The following is a 21161-nucleotide window of genomic DNA, read 5'->3' as shown; positions in this document are numbered from 1 at the left end:
CCCAGAAGATTTCTCACAAAACAAATCACTTCAATCAATCACTATGGCTTGATATAGGCAAAGCCATCTTTATATTGAAGATCGGCCACCCGAACCACGCCTGATGGCGTAAAGTCCGCATCCAGAATGAATTGATCTTTCTTGAGGTTGCGGTTCTTCAGGGTAATCTCACATACTTCAAACTTTACGCCACGAGACTTTAATGCTCCAATTAATGGCGCATACTCAACATTATTTTTTTTGTCTCTAGCACCTTCCATCAGCATATCAACCCCATTGGCATGAGTGACAACGATGATCGTTGTATCGGGTGAGGTATCTAAGTGATTGCGGATATTACGCAATCCTTTGAGACCTTGAGTTTCAGCATCATCGATGTGATAAACAACTTTTGTTGTTCCTGATTTTTGCGCGAGAACACCCGAACTAAAACCGAAGGCAAGCAAAGTTACAAATATTAAGCTAAAGACTCTTTTCATCTCAATCACTTTCTATTAAAGATTTAGATTGGCGCCATACCAGGGTTATTAGAAACGCCTTTTATCACGGGCTCATTGAGCTTAACGGCCTTTACAACCTTCACATCCTTGAGGTGACGTTCAATCACATCCCATATAGGTTCACCACCGGCATTCTTGGCTTCCTCACTAACGGGCGCCCATCCCGCCACCTTGTAACTCTTGCTGGCTTCAATCGATTTACCATTTAAGCGCATATCAGAAATGCGATTACCAGCACTCTGAGCAGGATCAATCGTGTATTGCATGCCACCTACACGGACCATGTCACCACCCTGCTGATAATAAGGATCGGGATTAAATAAATTGTCTGCTACGTCTTCTAATATGGTTTTGATAGTCTCACCCGTCATACTCGTCACAGTGGTGTACGGATAGGTAATTGCCGTCTGATCAAGTAAATTTTCGCGAGTAATGGCTTGACCTGGCAGCAAACTTGTCCCCCAGCGGAAACCTGGCGAAAAGGCAATCTCAGCATTCTTTTGAGACATTAGCCCATCTAAGATCAATTGATCAAAGCTACCGTTGAAATTGCCTCGGCGATAAAGCAAGCCATCAGTTGTGGCTAATTTTTCATTTAACTTTGCCTCGTATGGAGCGCGTACCTTAGCGATCAACTTTGACATCGTTGGATCAGCGGGAATCATATTCGAGAAAATTGGCAAGAGCTTATAACGGAAGTCCACTGGCTTTCCGCCTTTTACATCGAAGTCTAAAACACCCAAAAACTTACCGTTTGACCCAGCATTAGTCACCAAGGTCATGCCACCGCGGTTCTTCACTTGCACCGGAACTGGAACGCCGTCATGGGTATGTCCGCCCAAAATAGCATGCAAACCACTGACACGTGATGCCATCTTCAAATCCACATCCATACCATTATGTGATAGAAGTACCACCACTTTGGCACCCTTAGTCTTCACTTCATCAATGGTCTTTTGAAGATTTTCCTCCTGAATTCCAAAGGTCCAATCCGGGGTGAAATAACGAGGATTGGCAATAGGTGTATATGGGAAAGCTTGACCAATGATGGCAACTTGTACGCCATTCATATTCTTCATGACATAGGGGTTGAAAACCATATCCCCGAAGTCAGAGGTCTTAATATTTTGAGCAATAAAGGAAACCTTGCCCTTAAAGTCACCATTGACAATTTCCATAACACGCTTTTCACCAAGAGTCATCTCCCAGTGAGGCGTCATGACATCAACACCTAAAGCCAATGCTGCATCAACCATATCTTGACCATTGGTCCATAGTGCGGTACCAGAACCCTGCCAAGTGTCTCCCCCATCAAGCAGTTGTGCGCCTGGACGCCCTGCCTTTAATTGTTTTATTAGCGTTGCCATGTGAGCAAAGCCGCCCATCTTGCCGTAGTTCTGAGCTGCTGCTACAAAATCTAAATAGGTAAAAGCATGAGCATCGCGGGTACCCGGCGCTACACCATTTGCCTTGAGGAAATATTCGCCAACTAAATGAGGGGTCTTGCCCTCCTGAGTACCGATCCCTAGATTTACATTTGGCTCACGAAAATAAATTGGCAACAACTGGGCATGACAGTCAGTAAAGTGCAACAAGTGAACATTGCCAAACTTAGGAAGATCGTAAAACCTTTGTGCTGAGACCTGTGCACCTGCAAAATTGGATTGCAAAGCCATGCCACCAGCCGAAGCAAAAGCAAGCGCCTGCAAGAAATCACGACGACTTAAAGACATAAAGATTCCCCTTCAGAAAACAGACCTGTCGGCCTGTCTTTCATTTATTGATTAACTGGCGAAGCTGGGTCTAGCAACAATGCCATTAAATCTTGAATTTGCTTTTCATTTAAGAGCTTAAAGTGAGCAAATCGAGGCATATTGCTGCAGGCGTTATATGCCTTAGAGTTGTTAATACGGTTCCAGGTGTAGACGATCAATTCCTGAGAATTACCCCGCGTCTTACCGTAATTCCATAAGCTTGGCCCAATATTTCCATATGAAATTTCTTTTTTATCTATCTCGTGACAGTTGTAGCAGCCACCACCGATAGGTGTTGAAGCCGTATCCGTCCAAGTAGCACCACGCCCACTTTGCGCAATCGCCTCGCCACTTTTCCAATCACCAATGTATTTACCATCCGAAGGTGGCTTGATAGAAGCCATGTTTTGCTTCTGAATTTCTAGCGCCCTAGCTGCTCCCGCCTTACTGGATGCAAATTGAGGATCAGAGCAAAATTTCTGGGTAGGATCCTGATCAATACGATCAATATTAGCAATGCCTTCAGTACGGAAGCTGCTATTCATCATTTTTTGAAACTGCGAATCAGGTCTCTGCTGAGCTGAAACATTGGCCACCATAGCAATAGCGCCACAACCAAGAAACAGAAGGTGATAAAACTTAATTAATGTCATCGTAGATGTCTTCATAGTCTTAGCGCTTTAGTCCAGGGGTTTGAATAATTCCACCATTGGCATTCTTAGCCATATACATTGATAAAGCAATCGTCACATCTGAGCCATAAATTGGATAAGGAAAACGCTGCTGCCTAAAGCAATCATTCAGTCTTTGCTGCATCGTCCAGAATTGGCCACTCGAAACTCGATACGCAGGCCAATAACCCCACCCTGCAACCGCGCCATCATGAGTTGTTAGGTTTGGTAAGTCTTGCAAACGGATACGTTTACCAGATGACCCATGACAAGAGGCGCATGAAAAATCAAATGGGCCACCTTCGTAGAAGAAGGCATGCTTACCCATTTCATACATCTGTTTTTCTTTTGGATGAGTCGTGCTTACGTTAATTTTTTTGTCCTTTAGAGTGCGTCACTACATAAGCAACAATAGCGTCCATATCCTTCTTAGGGCCAACACCAAACTTGGCATCAATAATGCTTTCGGACGGAACTCCCTGAAGCTTCTCCATGCAAGTCATCAGACGAGACTCCAGATCCTGGACTCGATTGGTATCTTTAAAGTACTTTGGTAAAACAGCTGCAGCCCCATCAACAATGCCCGGCCCAAGACCTAAGTCGCATTTTTCTAAGGAAGCATTTTTAGGGCCGGCTGGTTTTTTCCATAACTCCTCTCCAGACATTTCATAGAGCTCTGATGGATTTCCATCTGCAATCATCTCTCGATATTTTGCAATCTCGTCGGCTGCACTCTGAGCATGAATGCTTTGCGCACCCATCAATAAAAGCGATAGCACTAGAGATCTCTTTAAAACTACTGATATTGGAGCCATGGATATGCCTATGTTCTTCAAAAATTAAGAAACTGTTGCTTCATCAGTTCGCTTATCGCCCTTGGTATCAATCCAGTTCACTACCAACTTATCACCTTTAGCGCCCTTGTATTTGAAATTCAAAAAAGGATCTTTAGAAACGGCCGAACCAAACTGAGCATTAAATACATCCTTGCCATTTGCTTTTACATTCAGCATATTGATAAACCATGCTGGAATCACTTTTCCAGAGGCATCTTTACGTTGACCCGATTCCATATCGTGCTTCATCAAAATTTTGACATCAACGATACCGTCTTTTTCGGTTGCTCTAACGCGCATTGGATCTGACATTTTTCTTCCTTAATAATTTATAAATAGATATTTGCTATGGTCAATTAACCGCCACAACCACCGAGAGTCACTTTGATCTCTTTCACTGCCATTGACCATTTACCATCTGCCTTCACCAAAGCATAAACATTCGATGTTTGACCCATCTTGATGCGGGTCGTGACAAATGCCTCGGTGCCAGCAGGCAAGAAAAATTGAGCAGCCAATGTGCTTGGATTTTTTTCAACCAAAATTGCCATCTGCTCAGCCTTCAGAGTTGATGAAATACCAACGGGAACTACCGCACCATTTTCAGCGATATCAGGGGCATTTAAAGTCACGGCAGCTGATTTATCTGGCGAAGATGTGCCCAATGACTTGAAGACATCATCTAAGCTCTTACCCTCAAATGCTGCCTTATTCCACTCTTCTGCTTGAGCCACACTAATGAGGCCGGCAGAAGCCATTAAGCCAAAAACGGCCGAGTATTTCAATAAACTGCGTCGCTGCTGATTCATAAAAACTCCTTTATTAGCTCTTAACGTGAATATATTATCTACCACCCAATAAACCATGCAATTCATTTATTGGGTACATCTTATTTGCCTCCGGAAAGCACCCATGTCACTAGCGCTTTGCGATCTTCTTCAGATAATTGAGACTGAGCAGGCATTGGTATGGAACCCCAAACTCCTGAGCCACCATTCTTTACCTTTGCCATCAACCTATCTAATGCCCCAGCCTGCCCCTGATACTTCGCAGCAATATCTGTAACAGAGGGGCCTACTAGCTTGCCGCTCATCGCATGACAAGCTGCACAGTTTTCACTCTTAAACAGCGCTGCAGGTCCTTTGCCAGCAGCATGCGTTTCAGAAGCATGAGCCAACCCTTCTGCTGAAGCACCTGGTAACTTAGTCAGCGGCGGCTTTGTAGAGTCAGATCCACGGAATGGGCCATATTGACGATTTTGCTCGGCAATATTGCCGTGGGCATTCCTAGCGTATGCAGGCAACTCTGAACCAATCTGCACAAACTGCACGCAGTTAGTCATACATGCTGTTGCATGAACGTCAGGATTCCCTTTTGAGCTCCACAAACCATGCTTCAAAGTCATACCATTGCGATTTGGCATCCGCTTTTGCACTTCTGCAATATTGGCATCACTAAGCACAAAGTCATCAGGTAAAACTTCAGCCAAACTTAAAAGGTATGCCACCAAGGCAAAGGTGTCATCAGGCGTAAGGGAGCGAGGCGCATTCCATGGCATTGCACGATAGATGTAGTCCCATAAAGAAGATACCGTAGCGACCTTCATAATAGTCGTTCGCTGCGGCTGTTTTCTATCTGAGAGTGATGCTACACGTCCCGTTTTAATATCGTCAGCAGTGGTGCCACCAATAATAGGCGTAAAAATTTCATTAGACTCGCCGAACGTACCATGACAAACGGAGCACTTAGCCTCCCATAGTTGCTGACCCTTTTCTACCGAACCAGACCCCTTGGGCAACCCCTTAAAGTCCGGACGCACATCAATGTCCCATGCAGAAACTTCGGCGGGAGTTGCATCTCTCCCAATCCCTGGAAAACGGACACTTGAATTTTGGGCTGAAGCCGAACCAAGCATAAGGAATGATGTCGCCACAAACAGGGTGACATTTGCGAGTTTAGCCAACTTGTACATTGCTAACCTCCCCATTTGAGTCCACTTTCCATGATTGGATTGCATTATTGTGATAGATGGATCGAGTACCGCGAACGTCTCTGAGCATCTTAATAGGCGGCTGAACGTAACCCGTGTCATCGATAGCGCGCGACTGCAAAATAACTGGCGAACCATCCCAGACCCAATCAATATTGAAGCGAGTAAGCGCCTTACTCAAGATTGGAGTTTCAAGCCGTGCTGTTTTCCAGTTATTACCGCCATCAAATGAGACATCAACTCGCTTAATCTTCCCTCTTCCTGACCAAGCTAATCCGCTGACGTTATAAAAACCTTTATCGAGTAATTGCTGACCGCCAGATGGAGTTGTGATAACTGATTTGCATTCCTGAATCGATGTGTACTGACGCGCCATACCATCTGGCATCAAATCGTTATAGTGCACCGCCTCGTCCTTTGTTGCGTATGGTATGTCGCCGACCTCTAGGCGACGGAGCCATTTAACCCAGCTAACACCCTGAACACCTGGAACAACCAAGCGTAATGGGAAGCCATTTTCGGGGCGCAACATCTCACCATTCATGCCCCAAGCAACGATCGCTTCATTTAAGACATCTTCTAAATTAATCGTGCGAGTCATGCCTGAACCGTCGCCACCTTCTGCCAAGAGATATTTACCTTTTTTGAGGTCGGCGCCACACTCCTCCAAAAGGACCGCTAAAGGCACACCGGTAAATTCGCAGCAAGATAGCATGCCGTGGGTGTATTGCACGGTTGGGACTGCAACGTTGCCCCACTCCAAACCTGTGTTAGCACCGCATTCAATAAAGTGAATGCGTGAGACCGACGGTAAGCGCATTAAATCATTCATCGTGAAAACGCGGTTATGTTTAACCAAGCCATTCACCATTAAGCGATGCTTTTCAGGGTCAACGTTGTACCAGCCCTGATGCTGTCGTTCAAAATGCAGTCCATTAGGTGTAATGATTCCGAATAAGCCCTGCAATGGGGTAAACGCAACAGATGCCGCTGATACTCTTGTTAGACCAGGAGATTCACGGCGAATTAAATTTGCCTCATAAATAGATGGCGTTCCATAGGGCATCGTAGCAACATTTTTTCCCAGTGTTGTTTGCCATACTTGCTTCTCTAAAATGGCAGGGTCTCCCTCACCAGCTGCCAAGACATTTAGAGATGAACACAAACCAACTGCCCCACCAATTGCAGCCATAAAGCCTGAGCGCATAAAGCCACGCCGGGTATCATCCATACCATTTTGGTTAAGGTCAGCAATGAGATCTTGAGAAACAAAGTTCTCAGGTGCTTGCTTAATTTGACCTCTACGTTTTTGATCTGCCATTACAACGACACTCCTTCAATTGAATTCTTACTTAAATTCTTAGACTGCATTCACCGGGATCTTCAGATATGCAATTCCGTTTTCTTCTTTTGGCGGAAACTCACCAGCGCGAATATTGACCTGAATCGCAGGAAGAATCAGAACGGGCATTTCTAAGGTGGCATCACGTTTTGTGCGCATTTCAATGAATTGCTCTTCAGTAATGCCATCATGCATATGAATGTTGGACTTTTTCTGTTCCGCAACGGTAGTTTCAAATTGAACGGGACGATTATTAGGGGGATAGTCGTGGCACATGAATAAACGAGTTTGCGGCGGAAAACTCAAAATTTTCTTCATCGATTGGTAGAGGACATGGGCATCACCGCCGGGGAAATCACAACGGGCTGTTCCGACGTCCGGCATAAACATTGTGTCACCCACAAAAATTGCATCGCCGACTTGATATGCCATACAGGCTGGGGTGTGGCCGGGCACAAAGATCGCCTTGAAACTCAAATTGCCAAAATGAACCTCCTCGCCATCTTTGAGAAGATGATCAAATTGAGATCCATCTGTTGGAAATGCGTTTTCTAAGTTGAAAATACTCTTGAAAACGCCCTGCACTAATGAAATGTGGTCCCCAATGGCAACTTTGCCACCTAAATTAGTTTTTAGATAAGGCGCCGCAGTAACGTGATCTGCATGAGCATGAGTTTCTAGAATCCACTCGGTTTTTAGATCATTCTGTTTTACAAACTCAACGACCTGATCCGCCATCTTGGTATGGGTTCTCCCTGACTTGGGGTCATAGCTCAATACTGAATCGATGATGATGCATTTAGAACCCACTTTCTGGTAAACAACGTAAGTAACCGTCCAAGTATCTGGATCAAAAAAGCCTTTTACGACTGGGTTCATCTCTGATTCACCTAAGTAATTTTTCTAAGTGCAATTATTTAATAATGCTGGTAAAAATACACTTATTACTAACCCTTATATGTATATTACTTTTAGTTATATAGAAAAGTCAGCTATATAACCATTGAATAGAAAGAGAGAAAAGATGAGTCATCAGCCACAGAATACAGTCTATGACGTCCTGATCGCTGGAGGCGGAGCGGCAGGATTAGGGCTTGCTGCAAGCTTGAAAAATCGTGATCAAGCGCTAAAAATCGGCGTCATAGAGCCATCTGAAGTTCACTACTATCAGCCGTCCTGGACCTTGGTCGGTGGGGGCGCATTTAATGTCAAAGATAGCAAGAGAAATACTAAAGACGTTATACCCAAAGGCGTTACCTGGATTAAGGACAAAATCACTGGCTTTAATCCAGATGCCAATGAAGTAAATGTTGCTCGTGGCGAGCCCATCAAATACAAATATCTCGCGGTAGCAACTGGATTGAAAACAAATTGGGATGCCATCCCTGGCTTGATAGACACTATTGGGAAAAATGGTGTGACATCAAACTACAGTTATGACTACTCTCCCTATACATGGGAGCTAGTCAAGAACATGAAATCTGGCAAAGCAATCTTTACTCAACCACCAATGCCAATTAAATGTCCGGGTGCACCACAAAAAGCAATGTATCTATCTTGCTATGAGTGGGAACAACAAGGCAATCTCAAAAATATAGAAGTTGAACTCAATAATGCTGGTGCAGCTTTATTTGGTGTAGCAGATTTTGTACCACCGCTGATGGAGTACGTTAAAAAATATAACGCCACATTGAATTTCAATTGCAATCTCATCTCAGTTGATGGGCCAAACAAGAAGGCAACATTTGCGGTAAAAGATGCTGATGGCAATTCCACGCAAGTAGAAAAATCATTCGATATGCTTCACGTTGTTCCGCCGCAAGGGCCACAAGACTGCGTCAAGGCAAGCCCAATAGCCGACTCATCAGGTTGGGTAGAGGTTGATCAATTCACCCTACAACACACTCGCTATCCAAATGTATTTGGCCTAGGTGACTGCTGTTCATCACCCAATTCAAAAACAGCTGCCGCCGCTAGAAAACAAGTTGTTGTAGTTGCGGAAAACTTATTGGCCCACAAAAATCAACTAGCAATGCCTCTCAAATATGACGGTTATGGCTCCTGCCCGCTCACTGTTGAGAGAGGAAGAATTGTGCTTGCGGAATTCGGCTTCGGAGGCAAACTTTTGCCTACCTTCCCATGGTTAATCAATCCTTTAAAGGCGACCAAGCTTGCGTGGATCTTGAAAAAAGATGTGCTTCCTTGGCTCTATTGGAATGCCATGCTCAAGGGTAGAGAATGGTTAGCTAGACCATTTGAAAACTAAGTAATGGAGCATTTTTTTCTCGCACCAGCCTTAGGCATTTTTATCGGTGTCTTGATGGGGTTAACCGGCGCAGGCGGTGGAATACTTTCTGTTCCATTATTGGTATTTGCTTTTCATATGCCAATTTCTGAGGCGGGGCCAATTGCTCTCAGTGCGATTGCCCTGTCAGCGAGCGTCGGAGCCCTGATTGGCTTAAAAGAAAGGGTATTGCGCTATAAAGCAGCAATGTTTATGGCCGTATTTGGCCTGATTCTCTCCCCTCTTGGATTATGGGTTTCGCAACGTGCACCAAATACACCAATGCTATTGATGTTTAGCGCGGTGCTGATTTATGTATCTTCAAGAATGTTTGTACAAGCAATGCAAATGATTGCTGGAACTGCCCCTGTTTTGAGAAAACCGCCTCCATGTCAATTAGACATGTCAATCGGTAAATTAATCTGGACTGTCCCCTGCGCCAGATCCCTTATGTTTGCTGGCGCATGCGCAGGATTCTTGTCTGGATTGTTAGGAGTCGGGGGAGGCTTCATCATCGTTCCTTCGCTTAAAAAATTTACCGATCTACCGATGAAAGCGATAGTGGCAACATCATTAGGCGTTCTTGCCATAGTCTCAGCTGGAGGTGCATTTGTATCTTTAGCTACGGGGATATTAGATTTGACGATTGCACTCCCCTTTGCTATCGGCTCACTTGTAGGTTTATTAATTGGCAAAGTTCTTGAGAAAAAGATTAGCGGTCCAAGAATTCAGCAAATTTTTTCTATCTTTACATTTTTAGTTGCACTCAGTCTTATCTATAAATGCTTTACTTAACCCGGAGAAATATATGAAACCAACCCGTCGTCAATTTATGATTTTGTCTGCTGCTGGCGCCTGTACCTTAGCCCTGAACGGTAAAGTACAAGCTCAAGTAATGGTTGCTGAAACTGATCCACAAGCTGCTGGTTTGGGATATAAGTCTGATGCCACCAAGGTAGATAAAGCAAAGTATGCCAAGTACGCCGCTGGTCAACAGTGCAGTAACTGCGCATTATTCCAGGGCAAAACTGATGCTGCCGCTGGTGGTTGCCCGTTATTTGCTGGCAAGCAAGTATCCTCTAAAGGTTGGTGCTCTGCTTATGCTAAAAAAGCGTAATTTAGCTCGTTTTAAATGCTAAGGCTGCTTCGGTAGCCTTTCTTTTTGGAAGCAATTAAAGGCCACGTTCCGAAAAAGTACGCAGCGCATCAATGCTCGGAATTTGGACGGAAAGCTTGCTAACATTTGAGATAAGGCCTTGCTCGGACATGGATGCCAATGCCCTGCTAATCGTTTCAAATTTAACATCCATCATAAGTCCCATATCTTCACGCCTAAATAAGGGAGCAACAGCAAAGGACCCAGACTCTCTAGCAAGCTTCAATAGGAAGCGAGCTAGCCGAACCTCAATTCTTCCGGTATTGATTTCAGAGAACCATGACTCAGATTGAGATAAGGCCTCCCCCCATTTCTTAACTATTTGTCGATGAAGTCTTGGAGACTCTTCACCTAATGAAGAGATGATGGATTTGGGGATTTGGCACAAATGTACATTCGTAAGGGCAACTGCAGAATGCTCGTAACGCTCACCCAATAGAGCCTCCATTCCGAATAAGTTTCCGGGTAGCACCACCCGAATTATTCGACTCGATCCATCTGAATTAACGTGAAGTAATTTAATGTATCCCTCACGTAAGGTATATAAGGATTGGGCTGAGTCTCCTTGAGCATATATATTTGCATGAGCTTCAAAGCTCAAATCATCTATTGGGCTATGAATCTTAGAAAAGTCTTCCTCATTGAGCTCGGCAAATAACGCAGAACTCCTAATAGAGCATACTTCGCAATTACTATTGCCATTCCAGGCTTTTTTGATTTCTATAGTTTTCATGCGTTTCTAATTAGGCGGGACTCTAAGGGTGTATTGGCATCCAATAATAGCAATACAATGCAATTGTGATTGATATCGATGCCCTTTTTCTATCTCTAAAGCTAGCACTATGGACCCTAGTCCTCATCATTCCATTTGGGATGTGGGTAGCCCACACACTTCAAAGGATGCGCAAAGGCAGATCTTGGATTGAGGGCTTGCTTGCACTTCCCTTGGTGCTACCACCTACTGTTTTGGGCTATTACCTTTTGGTAGGTCTAGGAGGCAAAAGCTTTTTTGGTATTCCACTCGTATTTTCATTTACCGGAATACTCATAGCCTCCCTCATTGTTAACTTGCCATTTGCCATTCAGCCAATACAAAGAGCGTTTGAGTCAATTCAGCCTGAAATCCTGGAGTCAGCACAAGTCAGCGGGCTGTCTAATTGGCAAATCTTTCGCCTTATTGAATTGCCGTTGGCATGGCGCGGCATCACTAGTGCAGCCGTTCTCACCTTTGCACATACCCTTGGTGAATTCGGTGTAATTCTCATGGTTGGGGGTGCCATCCCGGGAGAAACTAAAACGGTATCCATAGCAATCTATGACAAGGTGCAAAGTTTTGATACTACTGGTGCTGGTCTACTGTCCTTAATATTGCTTGGAACATCGCTAGTAGCTATTGCCCTTTCTTATGGCGTCTTTGGGCGTCATCCTTCACCCCCCAAGAGATGGGAGGTCTAATGCTTAAGGTCAAGATTTCTCAGGCAATCCCAAACCCCCTGCAGCTCAATATTGAGTGCACTCCAGGAGAGTTGCACGCTTTAGTCGGCCCTTCAGGTAGCGGCAAGACAACCGCCTTGCGTACGATTGCCGGCTTAAACAATGCTCACACCGGCAAAATTGAATGCGATGGAGAGCTTTGGTTTGAAGCAACCGAGATTGGTGGAGTTGGCGTATCACTGAGCCCTGCCGAGCGCTCCTGTGGATTTATATTTCAGCAATACGCGCTATTTCCACACTTAACTGCACTTGAGAATGTCTGCATTCCTTTGTATAACTCGCTACCAGAAGTTTCTGAGCGTAAGAAGCTAGCTCAACAGTGGTTGGAGCGCATGGGTATCGGCGAACTCGCTAATCGAATGCCCAATCAACTCTCAGGTGGTCAACAGCAACGGGTTGCTTTAGCAAGAGCACTAGCACGCACCCCGAAAATACTATTGCTTGATGAACCCTTCTCGGCGATTGATGCGCCAACACGTCAAAGTCTTTACAAAACACTGGCGGAGTTACGGAAAGATTTAAATATTCCGATTCTGTTAGTTACGCATGATCTGCGTGAAGCGGATTTATTGGCCGACAGAATTACAGTGATCGATCAAGGCGTTGGTCTACAAACTGCACCTCCACAAGTCCTATTTGAGCGTCCTCGTAACTCCCGCGTCGCAGAGCTTGTTGGCATCAACAATAAGTTTGAAGGCATATTTACGGCAGGCAAGCTTACCTGGAATGGTTGTCAGCAGATTTTTAATGTTGTCGATAAAGGTAAAATCCCACCAAACACTCCTGTAGCCTGGGTGATTACTGCAGAGGGATTGAGTCTGCATGCCGATAAGAGCACACTCTCGGTAGAGGTCATAGTTGAACAATTAAGCGCCCTAGGTCAAATTGCCGTTATTCAGTTACGCACCCTTGAGGGTGGACATGCGGTGGTTTGGGAAGCATCCGCTGCTGAAGTAAAGCGCTTATCATTAAAGGTAGGCGAGATTGCCCACCTAGAAATTGATAGCGGCAAAATTCACATTATGCCGCTTAGAGCAATCAATGACCCACGAAGATTCAGAGAAGCCAATTAATATATTTAAATTAGTATCTCAGAGGGTCACTTAGGCTTTAAATTTTCTTCACCAATATTTAAAGGGCCTCTCAGCGTCAACATCCCCACCCAAAGCCCTCATCTTCATTTGGCAATGTGGGCAAGTAAGGCCATCCCATTCTGACAAGTGGCTGCTTGAGTGGCAGGAAGTGCAAATTGGCGGCATACTGATTTCAGTATTGATACTACCTGAGTGGGCTACCGTATACGTATCGATAGCTGCACAAGATTTGCAGACCATCGCCACTCTAGACGAATGTAGTCCAAGCTCTCTACCAATACCGCTAATGCATTCAAACTTACAAGAGCGGCATTGAAATTTATACCTAGCCATGGCTTTTAGCTCTTTTTAGACTGAAGGGCCAGACGTTTCATGTGAGCATCTTGGATGAGTAGTTGCCTTTCTTGATTGGCCACCCCTATTGAGATCTTTTTAGCAATGAGGTCTGCATAGACGGTGTCAATATTCTTAAAAAATTCGTTATAAAGGGATGTCATTTCAGGCGTTAACCCCTCTAGCGCAATAGGACGACATGTATTAGCTTCAGACAAATAATTCGCTAATGCCTTGGCCTGCTGATCTGTCAACTTATCAGTCGAACTAAAGAGTGCTTTTGCGTAGGGGTTATTTCTAGTAACAGATATGATCTGACTATCAACCAATAAAGCATCTGTACTTTGGTTGCTTTTAATAATGCAGTCGTTGAGTCGCTTTGCTACATTCGCAGAATGCACTGGGACTCCTTTTGAAATTGACGCAGATCCATTGACAACTTGTGCGGAGTTTAGGGGGGCATTATTTGCGGCACAACCACCCAAGAGGGCAATAAACAATAGGCCTAAATTAAATATATTTTTCATAGTTTTAACCGATCCATTTATTGATAGACAAAATCAGCGCGGCGATTTTCTTTAAAAGCCGCTTCGGTTTGCGCTGAATTGACTGGCTTTTCTTTCCCAAAGCTGACTGCCTCAATTTGAAGCTCACTCACCCCTTGGGCTAACAATGCCTTCTTAACAGCCTCTGAGCGTTTCTGACCTAAAGCCAAGTTGTACTCGGCCGTCCCGCGATCATCCGTATTGCCTTGAATAATCATCGATATTTTTTGCTTGGGCGAAGACTTTAAATATGAAGCGTGAGCAGAGATGGTAGAAACGTACTTCGGATCAACGGTATAGCTATCAAACTCAAAATAAATCGAACGCTTGCCATACACGCTAGACTTAGGATCGCTAATCGGATCATAAGAGGAAGAGCTATTAGCGTTGACAGTGGCTACATTATTAGCATCATCTAATTTAACGCTACTGCATGCTGAAACAAATAGAATAAGAATTGCCAATGGCAATGCCTTTAGAAACTGATACATGGTGTGATTCCCCATCAATGGCTACGATAGCAGCCAATAAGCAAAAAAGAGGACGCTATTAAGACGCCTCCTACCTAATAAAATTAGGCTTAAGCTTTGGGAGGTTTAAATGCTGAATCCGGGAAGTTTTGAGTAAACAAAACTTGACTTGTTACTAGGAATTTAAACTCGGATATCAATGGTAAATAAACAGTAATACCAATATCGCTGATATACGCAGTGACATGGCTCATTAAAAATAGAGTGTGAGACTGCTGCTCCCCATCTGCAGGCCCATTACTATGACGACCTTGATCGGAGACATGACTAGCAAATGAAGTGTGATGCATTTGGATGCGCTCAATAGCAGTATCAATAAAGATGCTGCTAGCCGCTACCTTAAAAGATATCAAGAAGAGGCAAATAAGAATCGTGAGAGATCTTTTGCGAGATTGCATAAATAACATTTTATACCCAAATATTAGGCTAAATGCTGGGTATGCTTTAAGGCTGCTTTTGAGCCACCAAGCCCAATAAAGCAGACATTCCAGTATGTCTTGGACCTTCGGACAATTCTTTCTCATAAGAGCAAAGTTCTAGGATCTGCAAGTCTTTCGCCAGATCAGATATGAGCTCTTCTGTATAGAGGTGCTCAATAAGAGATGGACCACCTGTCTTGTATTCGAGTTGCTTAGGTGTGTATCCCTGCAGAATAAAGATCCCACCGGGTTTAAGCGTCTCGTAAACTTTTTGAAAAATGCGTTCACGCATTGGTGCATCAGCAAACTGGATAAAGATAGCTACAACTGCATCATAAGCATTGGGATGCCAAGCAAAGCTGTCTGTATCTGAGAATGAATACTCAACTTTGACCTGATTCTCTCTGGCAAACTGATTTGCCTTGGATAAGGCAATATCAGACGCATCAAAACCAATAACTTGCATTCCCTGCTTCGCTAACCAAACACCATTACGCCCTTCGCCGTCGGCGATACAAAGAACTTTATTGTTTGGCTTGAGATATTGATGGGCTTTCTCAACCAAATATTCATTGGGCTCTTTTCCAAAGATGAACTCTTCTTTATCGAAGCGTTCATTCCAGAATTGAGTAGCGTCCGAGAAACCCATGGGCCTATCCTGGTGGACTTGATTATTTTTTGAGTCCGCCAACGAGGTCGCTCTTCAAATCGATGATATTTTCAAGACCAACTGCAATACGCACTAGGCCGTCAGTGATTCCGGCGGCTTGGCGAGCTTCCGGTGTTACACGACAATGCGTTGTGGTTGCGGGATGGGTAATCGTTGTGCGCGTATCACCCAAGTTTGCGGTAATAGAACAAAGCTTGGTTTGATTGATGAGTTTGAATGCAGCTCTCTTCCCACCCTTTAGGGTGAAAGACAGGATGGCACCACCCGCCTTTTGCTGGCGCATTGCCAAAGCGTGTTGTGGGTGTGATTTGAGGCCAGGATGATACACACGCTCCACGCCCGACTGCTTCTCAAGCCATTGTGCCAAGGCAAGCGCATTAGCACTCTGCTGCTTCATGCGCAGCTCTAAAGTCTCCAGGCCTTTTAGAAATACCCAAGCATTAAATGCTGAGAGTGTTGGTCCTGCAGTGCGCACGTACGGGAACACTTTACCCATGACAAAATCATTGCTGCCCACAATTGCACCACCAACTACTCTGCCCTGACCATCTAAATACTTCGTTGCCGAATGAATGACTACATCAGCACCCAGTGCTAATGGCTTTTGTAAGGCTGGGGTGCAGAAGCAGTTATCCACAGCAAATAATGCGCCTGCTTTTTTGGCAATCTTCGAAATTGCTTTGATATCTGCAATCTCGGTCAAGGGGTTGGATGGCGTTTCCAAATAAAAGAGTTTAGTGTTCGGCTGGACAGCGGCCTGCCATGACTTAGTATCAGCCAAATCCACATAGGTTGTAGTTATTCCAAACCGACCCAAGATATTAGTAAACAATTGAATTGTTGCACCAAATACCGAGCGCGAGCAAACGACATGATCGCCCGCTTGTAAATGGGCCATCGCCATTGTCAGAATGGCTGACATTCCAGAGGCAGTAGCAATACAAGCTTCGCCACCCTCAAGGGCAGCCAAGCGATCTTGAAACATGCTGACCGTTGGATTGGTAAAGCGTGAATAGATGAAACCTTGATCTGCATGGGCAAAGCCATCGGCAGCCAATTCAGCACTATCAAAGCAAAAGCTAGACGTGAGAAACATTGCCTCTGAATGTTCTTGATATTCAGCGGTACGACGAGTACCAGCGCGAACCGCTAAGGTCTCAAGCGCTAGTTTAGAAAAATCAGGCTTTTTACGTGTGGTTTTACTCTTCATACTGCTATTTTGACACCGAATTGTGGAATTGCCTCGAGTGAGGCAATTTCCTGTCGCTTTTTAGTCTTCAGTAGCCAAATGCAGATGGAGCTGGGAACGGGCGAAATCACTGGAATCACGCTGACGGTCAGCCTTAGCCGCAGAAGAATTGCGCTGCGCCTCTAAGGCATCCAAATAAGATTCATTAATATCGCCAGTGATGTAATGGCCATCAAAACAAGAAGCTTCAAAGTTCTGAATATTAGGATTGATATCCCTCACTGCCTGCTTCATATCTTCAACACTTTGATAGATTAGCTGATCTGCACCAATCATCTTATTAATCTCTTCATCGGTACGGCCATAAGCGACCAACTCACTACGCGTTGGCATATCGATGCCATATACATTCGGGAAGCGAACTGGTGGCGCGGCAGATGCAAAGATCACCCTCTTAGCACCAGACTCGCGTGCCATTTGTACGATCTCAAATGAGGTTGTACCGCGCACAATTGAGTCGTCAATGATCAAAACTGTTTTGTCTTTAAATTCAACATGCATAGCATTAAGTTTCTGACGAACAGACTTCTTACGCATCGCTTGACCAGGCATGATAAAGGTGCGACCGATATAACGGTTCTTAAAAAAGCCTTCGCGATAATCTACGCCTAAGTTCTTGGCTACCTGCATCGCAGCAGGACGGCTCGAATCCGGAATTGGCATGACTACATCAATCTCAGAAACGTCAGTCTCTTTGCGAATCTTTTCAGCTAAGTAATCACCCATCCGCATGCGTACGTTGTAAACGGTAACACCATCAATAGTGGAGTCTGGTCTAGCCATGTAGACGTATTCAAAGATGCAAGGCGTCAGGACTGCATTCGCTACGCACTGACGGGTGTAGAAGTTGCCATCTAAATCAATGTAGATCGCTTCGCCAGGATTCACGTCACGAACAAAGGTAAAGCCAAGACCCTCTAGGGCCACGGACTCAGATGCCACCATCCACTCCGGACCTTGTGGTGTATCAATACGACCAATACACAGAGGACGAATACCAAACGGATCGCGGAAGGCTAATAAGCCGTAACCCGCAATCAAAGAAACCACTGCATAGGAGCCCTTAACACGACTAGCTACACCAGTAACTGCATTAAACATAGCAGCTTCATCTAAAGCGGCGCTGTTGGTCTCTTTTTGGAGTTCATCAGCCAATACGTTTAACAGTACCTCAGTATCCGAGCTGGTATTAATATGGCGACGGTCACGGTAAGCCATCTCTACGCGCAGACTTGGCGCATTCGTGAGATTACCGTTGTGTGCCAAGATAATTCCGTAAGGAGCGCTAACGTAAAACGGCTGCGCCTCTTCTTCGCTACTAGCGGAACCAGCAGTTGGGTAGCGCACTTGACCGATGCCAGCATTACCTACCAAGCTGCGCATATTACGAGTTCTAAAAACATCTCGTACCAAGCCATTCGCTTTATGCATCGTGAACGAATTACCATTCATGGTGGCGATACCAGCCGCATCTTGACCGCGATGTTGCAAGAGCAACAAAGCATCGTAGAGAAGTTGATTTACTGGGGAGTGGGAAACAGTTCCGACGACGCCGCACATATCTCTAGATTCCTATTGTTAATTTAGGAGTAATGGTAGGGGTAACTTTGGGCACTGCATCACTCAATTGCTTTGCCCAATCAGCTGGTAACCAGCCTTTAATTAATCCAGTAGCCACATCAATGGCTGGTCTGGTGATGGCATTTTTCCACGCCATGCTTTGCGGGATAGGTGTTAAGGCAGCAAGAGTAGCAAGCACCACCACAATCAAACCACCGCGCAACAATCCAAATACCAAACCTAAAAACCGATCGGTCAAGCTCAAACCCGCTGACAGTATGATCTTTTGCACCACTCCACCGAACAATCCACAGATGACTAGCGTTAATACAAATAGAATCAACCAACTTAAACCAAGACTTAATAACTCATCGAGATGGAAAGTTGAGAGCCACTCAGTTGAGAGATAGTTGCTGTAGTGATATGCAACCCAAGCGGCAACAAACCATGATGCTAGTGCGAGAACTTCTTTAAACAGGCCACGCGAGATACCCACCAATGCAGATACCAAGAGTACGACTAGGGTGAAGTAATCCACCGATGTTAACTTTAAGGTGGATAAGTATTCCATTACTGCTTACCAGTCTCGACAAGATTTGGGGTCAAGCCCATTGCTTTGATTTTCTTTTGTGCCGCTTCACCCGCTTCCTTGTCGGTGAATGGGCCAGCACGGAGGAGAAAAAGCTTAGTTCCATCGGGACGTGTTTTATTTAAAACGTAACTTGGAATCTTTTGGCTTTTAAGCTTTGCTACCAATGCTTTTACGTTATCTTCTGATGCGAATGCACCAATCTGAACTACGTATTTACCGGAACCATTTGAGCTAGTACTAGGCGCACTTGGTTTGCTCACATCATCTACTTTGGGTTTTGCAGCAGAAGCAGCCACTACTTCCTCGCCAGCAGCTAATCCCAAAGCAGGCGGTTTGCTGACTGCAGGTGCAGACTTAGCTTCTACTTTTGAGTCTGGCTTGGACTCAGGCTTTGGTTCAGTCTTAGTTTCTGTTTTAATCTCTGGGGCAGGTGCAACTACCTTAGGAGCCTCAGCTGGAACATCCGCTTTAGGCTTTTCTTCCGCCTTTGCTTCTGGTTTTGTTTCGGCTCCCGGCATTGGTAGGCTCGTTACGATATTGACAGCAATATCGTTAGGCGCTGGCTTTGGCTTGCTATCCAAAATACGGGGCAATCCCACCACTGCAATGAGCACTAATACAGCAGCGCCAATTAAACGATGGCGTGCTCTTTGTTGTTCTGGATCTTCTGTGAGAGCGAGCTCTTCAGCCTCGACTGCGCGTTGGAAACTGCGAGGGGCTGGACGTTTGCTTGCGCGACGCCCTACTGAACCTAATTCAAGGTCATCAGTCTGTGTTTTTCGCTTAAAAAAGCTCGGTAAACGAATCATGGATCAATGCGCCTGGTTGTTTCGATAAGCCATTACGCCGGCAACGGTATAGAAGGATCCGAAGATGACAATTCTATCACCCTCACCAGCCACAGATAGCGCTTTTTGATACGCTGAGGCAGGATTTTCAAAGATTTCGATACCACCGTCAGCGCCATTCTGGGGCTTAACCCCCAAGGCTTCAAGCTTATCAGCCAAAGCCTTTCCTGAGGCAGCTCTTGGGGTTGGTAAATCGGTGCAAAACCAGAAATCCACGATATTGATGAGGGGCTTAATCACCCCCTCAATATCCTTATCGGCCATAGCCCCAAAAATGGCATACGTGTAGGGGTGGTAACCCATTTTGTCTAGACCTTGGCCAAGGGTAGCTGCTGCGTGGGGATTATGGGCAACATCCAACACCACTGTAGGCTGGCCCGGAAGTACCTGAAAGCGCCCCGGCAATTCCACCAGGGCAAAGCCATTACGAATATCTTGCGCACTTACTGGGAGGCGCTGGTGTAAAGCCATTAGGGCAGCAATAACTGCCGATGCATTCAGAATCTGATTGGCGCCACGCAATGCGGGGTAGCCGAGTCCGCTAAAGCGTTTTTTTCGCCCTGCCCAACCCCATTGTTGCTTATCACCCTGGAAGTTATAGTCCCGCCCTTGCAACCAGAGATCACATCCGAGCTTTTCAGCATAGTCGATAAGGGATTGCGGCGGCATGGGATCACCACAAACAGCGATATGGCCAGGGCGGAAGATGCCAGCTTTTTCTAAGCCAATTGCTTCACGCGTACCACCTAGAAAGTCGGCATGATCAATATCAATACTGGTCACAATCGCGCAGTCTGCATCGACGATATTGACGGCGTCTAATCGCCCGCCCATTCCAACCTCAAGCACTACTGCATCTAAATTCGAAGTTGCAAACAAATGCATGATTGCTAAAGTAGTGAACTCAAAATACGTTAACGTGGGGGCATCAACCAGACTCACACGGGCTTTTTCTACTGCAGCAAAGTGCTCTAGCAAAATAGCGTCTTTCACCTCTTCACCATTCACACGAGCGCGCTCATTAAAGCTCAGTAAGTGCGGCGATGTATGACAACCTACGCGATAGCCAGACGAAAGCAAGATGCTTTCTAAGAAGGCACAGGTTGAGCCTTTGCCATTAGTTCCGGCAACGGTGATAACAGGACAGTCGAAGTGAAGATCTAGCGCTGCTTTGACACGATTGATACGCTCAAGCCCCATATCGATGCCCACAGGGTGGGCTGTTTCGAGGTGACTAAGCCAGGCCTCGAGGCTAGTAAACAGAATTGGGGCTTGGTGTGCAGTGCTCAAGCGC

At 45.3% G+C, this 21161-nt stretch carries 23 protein-coding genes and 1 pseudogene; 5 read left to right on the top strand and 19 right to left on the bottom strand.

All coding sequences use genetic code 11. From position 1 onward, the window contains the following. Positions 1-41: 41 nt before the first annotated feature. The 9 genes and pseudogenes from A9236_RS04300 to A9236_RS04260 form a co-directional block, all read right to left on the bottom strand. A complete protein-coding gene (locus A9236_RS04300) occupies positions 42-479 on the bottom strand; it encodes a DsrE family protein (protein ID WP_071465601.1) in 438 nt (145 codons plus the stop codon). Between the two features lie 23 nt (positions 480-502). Beyond that, entirely contained in the window at positions 503-2233 is a 1731-nt protein-coding gene (soxB, locus tag A9236_RS04295; protein WP_071465600.1) for a thiosulfohydrolase SoxB, read from the bottom strand. A 44-nt stretch (positions 2234-2277) separates the two neighbouring features. Then, a complete protein-coding gene (gene soxX, locus A9236_RS04290; protein WP_071465599.1) occupies positions 2278-2922 on the bottom strand; it encodes a sulfur oxidation c-type cytochrome SoxX in 645 nt (214 codons plus the stop codon). 4 nt (positions 2923-2926) lie between these two features. Continuing rightward, a pseudogene (gene soxA / locus A9236_RS04285) lies at positions 2927-3686 on the bottom strand (sulfur oxidation c-type cytochrome SoxA). Between the two features lie 78 nt (positions 3687-3764). Continuing rightward, the gene (soxZ, locus tag A9236_RS04280; RefSeq protein WP_071465597.1) at positions 3765-4073 is read right to left on the bottom strand and encodes a thiosulfate oxidation carrier complex protein SoxZ; all 309 of its coding nucleotides are present in this window, start codon (positions 4071-4073) and stop codon (positions 3765-3767) included. Between the two features lie 44 nt (positions 4074-4117). Next, positions 4118-4570: a thiosulfate oxidation carrier protein SoxY gene (soxY, locus tag A9236_RS04275; RefSeq protein WP_071465596.1), complete on the bottom strand. Its 453-nt coding sequence runs from the start codon at positions 4568-4570 to the stop codon at positions 4118-4120. An 80-nt stretch (positions 4571-4650) separates the two neighbouring features. After that, complete coding sequence (locus tag A9236_RS04270; protein WP_071465595.1) at positions 4651-5733, bottom strand: c-type cytochrome; 1083 nt, start codon at positions 5731-5733, stop codon at positions 4651-4653. After that, positions 5717-7072, bottom strand: coding sequence for a sulfite dehydrogenase (gene soxC, locus A9236_RS04265; RefSeq protein ID WP_071465594.1), 1356 nt, complete (start codon positions 7070-7072; stop codon positions 5717-5719). The genes A9236_RS04270 and soxC overlap by 17 nt, the downstream gene beginning before the upstream one ends. A gap of 39 nt (positions 7073-7111) precedes the next feature. Next, the gene (locus tag A9236_RS04260; RefSeq protein WP_071465593.1) at positions 7112-7972 is read right to left on the bottom strand and encodes an MBL fold metallo-hydrolase; all 861 of its coding nucleotides are present in this window, start codon (positions 7970-7972) and stop codon (positions 7112-7114) included. A gap of 145 nt (positions 7973-8117) precedes the next feature. On the opposite strand from A9236_RS04260, the gene A9236_RS04255 reads away from it, so the two are divergent. From A9236_RS04255 to A9236_RS04245, 3 genes are read left to right on the top strand one after another with little or no spacing between them, the layout of a single operon-like run. Further along, complete coding sequence (locus A9236_RS04255; RefSeq protein WP_071465592.1) at positions 8118-9359, top strand: FAD/NAD(P)-binding oxidoreductase; 1242 nt, start codon at positions 8118-8120, stop codon at positions 9357-9359. A gap of 3 nt (positions 9360-9362) precedes the next feature. Then, the gene (locus tag A9236_RS04250) at positions 9363-10172 is read left to right on the top strand and encodes a sulfite exporter TauE/SafE family protein (protein WP_071465591.1); all 810 of its coding nucleotides are present in this window, start codon (positions 9363-9365) and stop codon (positions 10170-10172) included. A 13-nt stretch (positions 10173-10185) separates the two neighbouring features. Continuing rightward, the gene (locus A9236_RS04245; protein WP_071465590.1) at positions 10186-10494 is read left to right on the top strand and encodes a high-potential iron-sulfur protein; all 309 of its coding nucleotides are present in this window, start codon (positions 10186-10188) and stop codon (positions 10492-10494) included. Positions 10495-10549: 55 nt separating this feature from the next. Here the strand turns inward: A9236_RS04245 and A9236_RS04240 are convergent, their stop codons facing one another. Next, entirely contained in the window at positions 10550-11266 is a 717-nt protein-coding gene (locus tag A9236_RS04240) for a Crp/Fnr family transcriptional regulator (RefSeq protein WP_071465589.1), read from the bottom strand. Positions 11267-11331: 65 nt separating this feature from the next. Here A9236_RS04240 and modB point away from each other — a divergent pair, with 65 nt between their 5' ends. Both modB and A9236_RS04230 read left to right on the top strand, forming a co-directional pair. Then, a complete protein-coding gene (gene modB, locus A9236_RS04235; RefSeq protein ID WP_236638694.1) occupies positions 11332-11988 on the top strand; it encodes a molybdate ABC transporter permease subunit in 657 nt (218 codons plus the stop codon). Beyond that, on the top strand, positions 11988-13100 hold the full coding sequence (locus A9236_RS04230) for an ABC transporter ATP-binding protein (protein WP_071465588.1): 1113 nt from the start codon (positions 11988-11990) through the stop codon (positions 13098-13100). Before modB ends, A9236_RS04230 begins: the two co-directional genes overlap by 1 nt. 359 nt (positions 13101-13459) lie before the next feature. Here A9236_RS04230 and A9236_RS04225 read toward each other — a convergent pair whose 3' ends face one another. The 9 genes from A9236_RS04225 to folC all read right to left on the bottom strand — a co-directional run bounded on the left by A9236_RS04225 (position 13460) and on the right by folC (position 21157). After that, positions 13460-13981 carry a hypothetical protein gene (locus A9236_RS04225; RefSeq protein WP_071465587.1) on the bottom strand — a complete coding sequence of 174 codons (522 nt, stop codon included), beginning with the start codon at positions 13979-13981 and terminating at the stop codon, positions 13460-13462. Between the two features lie 17 nt (positions 13982-13998). Beyond that, a complete protein-coding gene (gene pal / locus A9236_RS04220; protein WP_083393493.1) occupies positions 13999-14490 on the bottom strand; it encodes a peptidoglycan-associated lipoprotein Pal in 492 nt (163 codons plus the stop codon). A gap of 89 nt (positions 14491-14579) precedes the next feature. Beyond that, positions 14580-14927: a hypothetical protein gene (locus A9236_RS04215; protein WP_143070579.1), complete on the bottom strand. Its 348-nt coding sequence runs from the start codon at positions 14925-14927 to the stop codon at positions 14580-14582. A 46-nt stretch (positions 14928-14973) separates the two neighbouring features. Continuing rightward, positions 14974-15597 carry a bifunctional 2-polyprenyl-6-hydroxyphenol methylase/3-demethylubiquinol 3-O-methyltransferase UbiG gene (locus A9236_RS04210; protein WP_071465584.1) on the bottom strand — a complete coding sequence of 208 codons (624 nt, stop codon included), beginning with the start codon at positions 15595-15597 and terminating at the stop codon, positions 14974-14976. 22 nt (positions 15598-15619) lie between these two features. Next, positions 15620-16828 (bottom strand): O-succinylhomoserine sulfhydrylase, encoded by a 1209-nt coding sequence (locus tag A9236_RS04205; RefSeq protein WP_071465583.1) that lies wholly within the window; start codon positions 16826-16828, stop codon positions 15620-15622. A 60-nt stretch (positions 16829-16888) separates the two neighbouring features. After that, positions 16889-18427: an amidophosphoribosyltransferase gene (gene purF / locus A9236_RS04200; protein WP_071465582.1), complete on the bottom strand. Its 1539-nt coding sequence runs from the start codon at positions 18425-18427 to the stop codon at positions 16889-16891. A gap of 4 nt (positions 18428-18431) precedes the next feature. Continuing rightward, positions 18432-18998, bottom strand: coding sequence for a CvpA family protein (locus A9236_RS04195; RefSeq protein ID WP_071465581.1), 567 nt, complete (start codon positions 18996-18998; stop codon positions 18432-18434). After that, positions 18998-19828 carry an SPOR domain-containing protein gene (locus tag A9236_RS04190; RefSeq protein WP_071465580.1) on the bottom strand — a complete coding sequence of 277 codons (831 nt, stop codon included), beginning with the start codon at positions 19826-19828 and terminating at the stop codon, positions 18998-19000. The genes A9236_RS04195 and A9236_RS04190 overlap by 1 nt, the downstream gene beginning before the upstream one ends. Positions 19829-19831: 3 nt before the next feature. Further along, positions 19832-21157 carry a bifunctional tetrahydrofolate synthase/dihydrofolate synthase gene (folC, locus tag A9236_RS04185; RefSeq protein ID WP_201721717.1) on the bottom strand — a complete coding sequence of 442 codons (1326 nt, stop codon included), beginning with the start codon at positions 21155-21157 and terminating at the stop codon, positions 19832-19834. Positions 21158-21161: the final 4 nt, after the last annotated feature.

This window comes from Polynucleobacter sp. QLW-P1DATA-2 (assembly GCF_001870365.1).
Classification (GTDB): Bacteria; Pseudomonadota; Gammaproteobacteria; order Burkholderiales; family Burkholderiaceae; genus Polynucleobacter.
The sequence above is the reverse complement of the archived record's forward strand: the minus strand, read 5'-3'. Positions and strand labels throughout refer to the sequence as shown.